Below are 8719 nucleotides of genomic sequence, written 5' to 3' on the forward strand. Positions count from 1 at the left end.
TTTTATTTATTTTAATTTATTTGCTACAAAATTGTTTATGGCTTCTTCATCCATTTGAACTACTCGCCAATCGTCAAAAACTTTGGCTCCAGAATTTTCATAAAATTGTACTGCTGGAGTATTCCAGTCTAGTACAGCCCATTCAATTCTACGAACGTTGTCTTTTTGCCCTTGTTTAATTACTTCAGAATACAATGCATATCCAAGACCTGTGCCTCTCTCACTTTCTTTGACTACTAAGTCTTCAAGATGAATTGTTTTTCCTTTCCAGGTTGAATAACGATAATAATACAAAGCAATTCCAACAATTTCCTTCGGCTGTTCGCTTTCGCTCGAGTGATTTTCTTTTTCGGCTACAAAAACATGAAATAAAGGGTGTTCTCCAAAACCATCTCTTTCAAGATCTTCAACGGTTATTAAAACTGCATCAGGTTCTTTCTCGAAAACGGCTAATTCTTGGATCAATTCCAAAACACCAGACATATCCTTTTTTTGGCCTTTACGTATGATCATAATTTATTTTTTGTAATTATATTAAAAAACAGCCTGTTTACGTGCTGTTTTTTATGAAATAAGAGGCAAATATACAATAGTACTGAAGTATCCAACTATTATTATTTTCATTATCACAAAAAAAACGATATTTGTGACTTCAAACCAACTACATCGATTTCGTTATGGAAGAAAGAAGCACAACATTAGGAGAATTTATTATTGAAAATCAAAAAGCTTTTCAGTATTCATCTGGCGAATTGTCTAGGATTATCAATTCTATTAGACTAGCAGCCAAAGTGGTTAATCATAAAGTAAACAAAGCAGGTCTTGTGGATATTGTCGGTGCCGCTGGTGAACAAAACGTACAAGGTGAAGATCAACAAAAATTGGATGTATATGCTAATGAAATTTTTATTCAAACCTTAATCAATCGTGAAATTGTTTGCGGAATTGCTTCCGAGGAGAATGACGATTTTATCACTGTTCAAGGGAGTGATAATAGTCATAATAATAAATATGTTCTGTTGATGGATCCTTTGGATGGTTCATCGAATATAGATGTTAATGTTTCAGTGGGTACTATTTTTTCGGTTTATAGAAGAATTACTCCTATTGGAACTCCAGTACAACTTGAGGATTTTTTGCAGCTAGGAGTCAATCAAGTGGCCGCTGGTTATGTAATTTACGGGACCTCTACTATGTTGGTTTATACAACAGGTCATGGTGTAAATGGATTTACTTTGAATCCTGCAATTGGTACTTTTTATTTGTCACATCCTAATATGAAATTCCCAGAAACAGGTAATATTTATTCGATTAACGAAGGGAATTATGTGCATTTTCCGCAAGGAGTAAAAGATTACATCAAATATGTTCAGCTGGAAGAAGATGATCGCCCTTATACATCACGTTATATCGGGAGTTTGGTCTCGGATATTCATAGGAATATGATCAAAGGCGGAATTTATATTTATCCAACAAGTTCTAAAGCGCCAAAAGGGAAATTGCGTTTGTTGTACGAATGCAATCCGATAGCTTTTATTGTAGAACAAGCTGGCGGTAAAGCATCAGATGGTTTTGATAGAATACTAGAAATTGAACCTACCGAACTACATCAACGCATTCCTTTCTTTTGCGGAAGTATAAAAATGGTCGAGAAAGCAGAAGAGTTTATGCTTAAAGCTAAATTGAGTAAATATTAAATTTTAACAAAAAGGTCTATTTGAAAAAGGGGTAGTCCAAAAAGGCATTATCTTGTCAAGCTGAACTTGCTTTAGCTTATGTAAGTGGTTAATTGTCAGTATTTTTTAGATTCCTAAATAAATTCGGAATGACAAAAACAAGACTTTTTGAACACCCTCTTTTTTTTATTTGTACATATTTTTCATTTCATAGAGGAATGTTTCCTCATCGACTTCTTTATCTACTAATTTTAAAGCCTTATCAACGATGTAATGCACGTTACCAGGCGTAAATCCTAATGCTAATGCAAATTTAACAAGTAAGTGTTCTTGCAAATCGCCTAATTGATGGTCGCGATGCACTAATCTGGCAAGTTTATAGAGTGCTTCTAATCGTTCAACATATAAATACGGAGCATTGATTTCGTGTTTTGAAGGATCTTTTAATATATCTTCATATTCTTCATCTGATATTTGAAGTGCTAATGCTAATTTATCCAAAAACTTTTGTTCCTGTTCGGTAATGTTACCGTCAGCATAGGCTACACGAACAATGGCTGAAAAATGTCCTCTGTTTCTTTGGATATTTTCGCTATTAAATAAGTCTGAAAATGGCATAATGTATTTATTTAAGTTTGATATAAAGTTAATTAAAATTTAGTACTATTTCTGCTTTTTGACCGTTTTTAATAGAAATGAAGCGCCGTTTTTTTGGTTAATGATTGTTTAATGAAACATTTCATTTTCAAAATTAATCGTAAGTTTACGTCCCCTTATCAATTTAATTTTTTTTAATGATGTCAGAATTTTTAATTTACTTTCAAATAGGATTAAAGCATGTGTTGGATATTCACGCCTACGATCATGTTTTATTTCTAATCGCATTATCGGTTCCTTTTTCATTCAATGATTGGAAAAGACTTTTACTTTTGGTTACTATTTTTACTTTAGGCCACACCACAGCTTTGTTTCTATCGGTTTTCGGAATCGTTTCTGTTAAAGCCAATGTGGTCGAATTTTTAATCCCAATTACAATATTAATAACTGCTCTCTATAATTTGTTTACTGCTGGCAAAACCAGTAAAAACGGAAGTGTGAATCTGGTTTTTATAATAACTCTATTCTTTGGAATCATTCACGGATTAGGATTTTCTAATTATTTTAAATCGATATTAGGAGGTAGTAATGTTTCTAAATTATTGCCAATGTCAGAGTTTGCTTTGGGTATCGAAGTGGCACAAATTGCTGTAGTTATTGTGGTTTTGATATTGTCTTATATTGTGCAAACTGTTTTCCGTTTTTCGAAAAGAGATTGGGCATTGGTAATGTCTGCATTTATAGTAGGAGTGGTTTTGCCAATGATTATAGAAAGTGAAATCTGGAACAGATAAAATTTATGGAAGAAAAAAAATTGAACAAATACGATAGGGCGTACCTTAGAATTGCAACTGAATGGAGTGCATTGTCTTATTGTAAACGAAAACAAGTAGGCGCTATTATTGTCAAGGATAGAATGATTATTTCGGATGGATACAATGGCACACCGTCAGGTTTTGAAAATTGTTGCGAAGATGAGAACGGATTAACGCGTTGGGATGTTTTACATGCCGAAGCCAATGCTATCCTAAAAGTTGCCCGTTCTACTCAGTCCTGCGAAGGAGCTACTTTGTATATTACACTTTCGCCTTGTAAAGAATGCAGTAAGCTAATTCATCAATCGGGTATAAAAAGAGTCGTATATCATAATGGTTATCGTGATGATTCTGGGATTCAGTTTTTGCTAAAAGCTGGAATCGAGGTAGAGCATATTCCTGTTTTAGAAGAAGAAAATGAAATTTGATAATAAATATTTGCCTATAGTAATCGGAGGAATTTTTGCACTCGGAATTTTTATCGGCTCTTTTTCTAGTTCTTCATCTTCAGGTTCGTTTATTCCTAAAAGCAGTACCAAAGAGAAGCTTAATAAATTGATTGATTTTATCGATAACGAATATGTCGATGAAGTAAATACCGATTCTATAGTTAGCCTCACAGTTGATAATATTTTGGCCAAATTAGATCCGCATTCTATTTATATTCCTGCCAATGAACAGGCTGAAATAGCCGAGACAATGCGAGGGGATTTTGTGGGTATTGGAATCAATTTCTACATGTTCAAAGACTCTGTTGCTGTAATAACCCCTGTAAAAAACGGCCCTTCCGCCAAAGCCGGAATTTTAGCCGGTGACCGTATATTATTTGCCGATAAAAAAAAATTATTTGGACGAAAATTACCAAATGATAGTTTGTTTGCAGCATTAAAAGGGGAAATAGGTTCGCAAGTAGATTTGACTATTTATAGAAAATCGGAACACAAAAAATTAAAATTTTCTATAAAGCGTGATGTGATTCCGCTAAAAAGTGTAGATGTAGCGTTGAAACTAAATGCGACTACTGGTTATATCAAAATCAATCGTTTTGCTGGAACCACTTATGATGAGTTTACAAAGGCTTTGGCTTCCTTAAAAAAGCAAGGTGTAACAACTCTCGTTGTCGATGTTCGAAATAATGGAGGTGGGTATATGGAAGAAGCTATAGCCATTGCTGATGAGTTCTTGAAAAATAAAGAATTGATTGTTTTTACCAAAAGCAACAAATCACCTACGGAAAAAACTTTTGCAACCGAAAAAGGGGAGTTCGAAACGGGTAAGGTGTTTGTGCTAATTGACGAAAATAGTGCATCGGCAAGCGAAATTTTGGCTGGAGCTATTCAGGATAATGATAGAGGGACGATTGTAGGAAGGCGTTCTTTTGGTAAAGGGCTAGTGCAACGCGAAATGGATTTTAAAGACGGTTCTGTTGTACGTTTAACGGTTGCTAGATACTATACACCAACTGGGAGATCCATTCAAAAGCCATATTCTAAGGGTATTGAGGATTACTTTAAAGAATCAGAATCTAGATTTATTCATGGTGAATTGTTTAAAAAAGACAGCATAAAGGTTGTAGATTCTTTGAAATTCAAGACCAAAAAAGGTAGAATTGTTTATGGCGGCGGCGGAATTGTACCAGATGTTTTTGTTCCTTTGGAGGCTGAACATGGGACTAAAAATATTTCTTATTTATTGCAATCTGGGATTGTCGGGCATTTTGTTTTTGAAGAATTAGACGAGAATAGAAATGTTTTTGCAAACTTAAATTTTGAACAGTTCAAAACTAAAATTGGTACAACCGACTTGTATTTTAAAAATTTTCAGAAATACCTACTCCAAAATGGCTTGGATCTTAATTTAGATGCTTATAAAACCTTGGTCAAAAGATATGTCAATGCCGAATTTGCTAGGCAATTGTACAATGAGAATAATTATTATGAAATGATTTTGAAGGATGATGCCATGATAAAAGAGGTATTGAAGGAGGAGTCGAAGATTAAAAACGTAAAATAAATTGTGCCTATTTGGTAATAGTCATTCCTTAAAAACTTACTTTTTTTGAGTTTTTAAGGAATGCCTAATTAGGCAGAGACAAGAAACAATGTAGCAAAACAATTTTTGTTTCAGAACTTTTTGGGGTAATAGCGTATCTTTTAATCAAAATCTAGAGTGGTATAACTTTCAGACTTGATTATTTGAATAGCTAAAAATAGAATATTCTATTTTTACTTTTGTATTGTTAACTGAATTATCAATTTGAATGGTTTTACTTTTTCTATTTGAGATAAGCAATTTTTTAAGTTTTTAGGTTAGGATTATTTTTTTCAATTTATTATAGAATACATCTAACTCTTCCAGTTTGTTATTTAAGGTTATTATTTTTAGCTTATTAAATGAAATATTGAGTTTTTTAAATTTTCATTTAATTTCTCTTAGATTATTAAATGAAACATCTAGTTCTTCTAACTTTTCATTTAACTCTAGGTTACTTAATTTACTATTGTGATATTTGAGCTTTTTTAGGTTTTTATTGAGTTTTAAATTAGAAATTTGACTCCAAGAACAATCTAATTCAATTAAATTTTCGTTTAACTCCAGATTGCTTAATTTGCTATAGCTACAATTGAGTTTTTTTAGGTTTTTATTGAGTTTTAAATTTGAAATCTCATTATGAGAACAATCTAATTCAATTAAATTTTCGTTTAACTCCAAATTGCTTAATTTGCTATAGCTACAATTGAGTTTTTTTAAATTTTTATTGAGTTTTAAATTAGAAATACTACTATAACAACAATCTAATTCAATTAAATTTTCATTTAACTCCAGTTTGCTTATTCCACTGTAGAGAACATTGAGTTTTTTTAGGTTTTTATTGAGTTTTAAATCAAGAATTGAACTATGGGAACAATCTAATTCTTTTAATTTTTCGTTGAGAATTAATGATTTTATACCCACCCCACTAAATATTAAATATTCCAAGTTTTCATTAAGCTCAATATCAATTACATGTTGCAAAGAATTAATGTGATGTCGCAAAATCATTTTTTTTAAATTTACATTACATTTTATAGTTGTTATATTATTTAATGGGTTAATAGTAAGGTTTAATTCTTCTAAATCTGAGTACAATATAATTTTCTTGTTATTCGAAATGTAATATCCTGTTTCCATAATTATTAGTCAAAGGCTTTTTTGTGATTCCTGAAATCGAGTTTATTTTTCATCAAAAGTAAATCTCTGCTATGTCAAACTGTGTCGGACTGAAATTATTTTAAATGAAAAGCCCCGCAGTTGAGTGCGGGGCTGAATAATTATTTGCTTTCTAATTTTAGAATGTTTTATAATGCATTTAATTTCCATTTTTCAACAACCGAAACAATGTCATTCACATAATCCTCTTTTGAAGTTTGAGTTTGTACCGGATGATAGGCAGATATATATAGTTTACCGTCTTTTGATACGTGCCAAACATTTCCTTTTACAATTTCTGAGTCTTCAATTTTTAATAAATCTTTATAGTATTTGAAAGTATTTCCAAAAATTATAACATTTGGATTAATAAAATCTAATTGTTCTTCTAATAAATCAGAATATTTTTTTATTGATTGTTGTAGGTCGCTATCATGCGTCGTAGAATAATTTCTTGCAGGCAATTTTTGAGTGTTGATGATTGCAACACATTTGATGATTTGCGTCATTTCAGAATCAATCTCATCTAGGTTTTCATATTTAATGAAATTGTTGTGAATACTGTAGGAAGTTTGTATAATTGGCTTGAATGTTTTGTGCTTACTTAAATCTAAACCTTCCTTATCATACAAATCAAAATATGACCATCCTCCGCCAGTTCCATCCTCTTCATCATACGCCTCTTTAAGTATCCATGCCAAACGTATTTCTTTACTAAAATATTCATCGGGTTGCATAACCCCGTCAGAAATCAAATATCTTTCATTTTCAGGCTCTTCAATTCTTTGCTTCATTTTGGCTATAAGAATAGCATAATCTTCATCAAAATTTACTGGTTTCATAATTTTCATTTTTTAAATTTATTGTTTATATATCAAGTACAACTCTGCACAAGCCCGAGCATCACTCAACGCATCGTGATGATTTAATTGTATTCTGTATTTTCCACACAAGTTAGCCAAATTAGACTTATAAATTCTATACGTACAAAACTTATTGTAGTCAGGAATTAGTAAATTATATTAGCTCAATGTTTTATCTAAAACAGGAAAATCAAAACCAAAACCGTTGTGAGTCATTACATTTTGATTTTCGATGTAAGGAGCAATTTGAAACCAAATTTGGTCGAATGTAGGCGTGTTTATCGTGTCTTTGGCGGAAATGCCGTGAATATCCGTAAAACGGCTCCAATAATAATTATCGGGAGGTTTTACCAATAAATTGATTTCTTTGGTAATGATTCCGTTCTCTACCCGAACCAAACCAACCTGACAAATACTCCAACGATACCCTTGTGCGGTTTCAAAATATATTGCGGTGAATGAATCCATTATTGATAGAGTGCTGTCATTTCCAAAATACTATTTTTTATCTTGTTTTGTAGTGAAATAGGTGAAATCACTTTTACATCGGAGCCATACTTCAAAAGTTCCATAACGATATCATTGGTAGGATGAATATAAATTTCGGCCAAAACCCTATCTTCATCTTCATTCTCTTCTATAATGCGTTGGGATTCGTGCAATGGAAAACTCTTAATATAGTTGCCTTGTTGCCATGAAAACTCCAAGACGATTTTCGTCGCTGCCTCATAGGTTTCTACTCCAAAAGCGTGTTTGAATTCTTTTTCTACGTTGTAGGGGATGGGTTTGAATTTCGTATCGGTTATGATTAACTTTGAGATTCTGTCCAATCCAAATGTTTTAATAGTGTCGTCTTTTTTGTCCAAAGCAATCAAGTACCATCTTTGCTGTGATTCCTTGATGGCTATGGGCTTTACTTCTCGTTGCGTTGTGTCGGCTTTCCAGTGTTTTTTGTGGGTAAATTTTAGGATACAACTATTTCGAATGGCGTGGATAACTCCGTTGATGTGTTCCGTTCCTAATGATTTTCGTTTCTCTAAAAAAACGCTTGGCAATAATTTATTCCCCTCTTGCAATGCGTGGTGAATAGAAAAAGCATCTATCATCCGTGTTACCGACTGGTCTTCAATCTCTTCTTCGTCTATGCTGTACGTTTTTTCTTTTCGGTTATATTCAATCGAAATCCCAAAAAGAGTCAAAATGTCTTTTTTATCCCGTTCAAAAGTGCGAATGGCATATTCAAAATTAGTATCAATATCCTCGTTTTCAAGTTTCCGAATTACATATTCCTGCAATTCAGTAAAATTACTGGGACGACTCCTTAAGCGATCAATGATGTATAAATACCTTTTGAAATAAATTAATTTTGACATATTGTTTTTGTTTATTTTGTCAAAGATAAATCATTTGTCTGCCAATGTGTGGCGGGGTGCTTTTTTTAAACGTAATATCATCTTTATTTAAAGAATCATTACAGGAGGAGTCGAAACTTAAAGATTTGAAGTAAACTCGCTAAGTTGTGCTTTTTTGTTTAAAGTTTAAAGTTTAAAGTTTAAAGTTTAAAGTTTAAAGTTTAAAA

At 32.3% G+C, this 8719-nt stretch carries 10 protein-coding genes; 4 read left to right on the forward strand and 6 right to left on the reverse strand.

The genetic code is table 11. The features are described 5' to 3' along the window. Positions 1–6: 6 nt before the first annotated feature. Positions 7–513 carry a GNAT family N-acetyltransferase gene (locus ABEB18_RS02785; protein WP_348797500.1) on the reverse strand — a complete coding sequence of 169 codons (507 nt, stop codon included), beginning with the start codon at positions 511–513 and terminating at the stop codon, positions 7–9. Positions 514–677: 164 nt separating this feature from the next. Here ABEB18_RS02785 and fbp point away from each other — a divergent pair, with 164 nt between their 5' ends. Beyond that, positions 678–1697 (forward strand): class 1 fructose-bisphosphatase, encoded by a 1020-nt coding sequence (gene fbp / locus ABEB18_RS02790; RefSeq protein WP_348797501.1) that lies wholly within the window; start codon positions 678–680, stop codon positions 1695–1697. Between the two features lie 165 nt (positions 1698–1862). Here fbp and ABEB18_RS02795 read toward each other — a convergent pair whose 3' ends face one another. Then, entirely contained in the window at positions 1863–2294 is a 432-nt protein-coding gene (locus ABEB18_RS02795) for a TerB family tellurite resistance protein (RefSeq protein ID WP_348797502.1), read from the reverse strand. 179 nt (positions 2295–2473) lie between these two features. On the opposite strand from ABEB18_RS02795, the gene ABEB18_RS02800 reads away from it, so the two are divergent. From ABEB18_RS02800 to ABEB18_RS02810, 3 genes are read left to right on the forward strand one after another with little or no spacing between them, the layout of a single operon-like run. Beyond that, a complete protein-coding gene (locus ABEB18_RS02800) occupies positions 2474–3067 on the forward strand; it encodes a HupE/UreJ family protein (protein WP_348797957.1) in 594 nt (197 codons plus the stop codon). Between the two features lie 5 nt (positions 3068–3072). After that, a complete protein-coding gene (locus tag ABEB18_RS02805; RefSeq protein WP_348797503.1) occupies positions 3073–3516 on the forward strand; it encodes a deoxycytidylate deaminase in 444 nt (147 codons plus the stop codon). Continuing rightward, positions 3506–5101 carry a S41 family peptidase gene (locus ABEB18_RS02810; RefSeq protein WP_348797504.1) on the forward strand — a complete coding sequence of 532 codons (1596 nt, stop codon included), beginning with the start codon at positions 3506–3508 and terminating at the stop codon, positions 5099–5101. The genes ABEB18_RS02805 and ABEB18_RS02810 overlap by 11 nt, the downstream gene beginning before the upstream one ends. A 405-nt stretch (positions 5102–5506) precedes the next feature. Here the strand turns inward: ABEB18_RS02810 and ABEB18_RS02815 are convergent, their stop codons facing one another. From ABEB18_RS02815 to ABEB18_RS02830, 4 genes are all read right to left on the reverse strand, one after another. Further along, on the reverse strand, positions 5507–6259 hold the full coding sequence (locus ABEB18_RS02815) for a hypothetical protein (RefSeq protein ID WP_348797505.1): 753 nt from the start codon (positions 6257–6259) through the stop codon (positions 5507–5509). A gap of 167 nt (positions 6260–6426) precedes the next feature. Further along, positions 6427–7119, reverse strand: coding sequence for a uracil-DNA glycosylase family protein (locus tag ABEB18_RS02820; protein WP_348797507.1), 693 nt, complete (start codon positions 7117–7119; stop codon positions 6427–6429). 180 nt (positions 7120–7299) lie between these two features. Continuing rightward, positions 7300–7608, reverse strand: a complete 309-nt coding sequence (locus ABEB18_RS02825) for an exonuclease domain-containing protein (RefSeq protein WP_348797508.1) — start codon at positions 7606–7608, stop codon at positions 7300–7302. Continuing rightward, positions 7608–8513: a helix-turn-helix transcriptional regulator gene (locus tag ABEB18_RS02830; RefSeq protein WP_348797509.1), complete on the reverse strand. Its 906-nt coding sequence runs from the start codon at positions 8511–8513 to the stop codon at positions 7608–7610. Before ABEB18_RS02830 ends, ABEB18_RS02825 begins: the two co-directional genes overlap by 1 nt. Positions 8514–8719 lie beyond the last annotated feature (206 nt).

Source organism: Flavobacterium adhaerens (genome assembly GCF_040045115.1).
Lineage (GTDB): Bacteria > Bacteroidota > Bacteroidia > Flavobacteriales > Flavobacteriaceae > Flavobacterium > Flavobacterium adhaerens.

Coding starts and splice junctions, on each gene's coding strand:
- ABEB18_RS02785 (WP_348797500.1), bottom strand. CDS start 513: ATGATCATACGTAAAGGCCAAAAAAAGGATATGTCTGGTGTTTTGGAA.
- fbp (WP_348797501.1), top strand. CDS start 678: ATGGAAGAAAGAAGCACAACATTAGGAGAATTTATTATTGAAAATCAA.
- ABEB18_RS02795 (WP_348797502.1), bottom strand. CDS start 2,294: ATGCCATTTTCAGACTTATTTAATAGCGAAAATATCCAAAGAAACAGA.
- ABEB18_RS02800 (WP_348797957.1), top strand. CDS start 2,474: ATGTCAGAATTTTTAATTTACTTTCAAATAGGATTAAAGCATGTGTTG.
- ABEB18_RS02805 (WP_348797503.1), top strand. CDS start 3,073: ATGGAAGAAAAAAAATTGAACAAATACGATAGGGCGTACCTTAGAATT.
- ABEB18_RS02810 (WP_348797504.1), top strand. CDS start 3,506: ATGAAATTTGATAATAAATATTTGCCTATAGTAATCGGAGGAATTTTT.
- ABEB18_RS02815 (WP_348797505.1), bottom strand. CDS start 6,259: ATGGAAACAGGATATTACATTTCGAATAACAAGAAAATTATATTGTAC.
- ABEB18_RS02820 (WP_348797507.1), bottom strand. CDS start 7,119: ATGAAACCAGTAAATTTTGATGAAGATTATGCTATTCTTATAGCCAAA.
- ABEB18_RS02825 (WP_348797508.1), bottom strand. CDS start 7,608: ATGGATTCATTCACCGCAATATATTTTGAAACCGCACAAGGGTATCGT.
- ABEB18_RS02830 (WP_348797509.1), bottom strand. CDS start 8,513: ATGTCAAAATTAATTTATTTCAAAAGGTATTTATACATCATTGATCGC.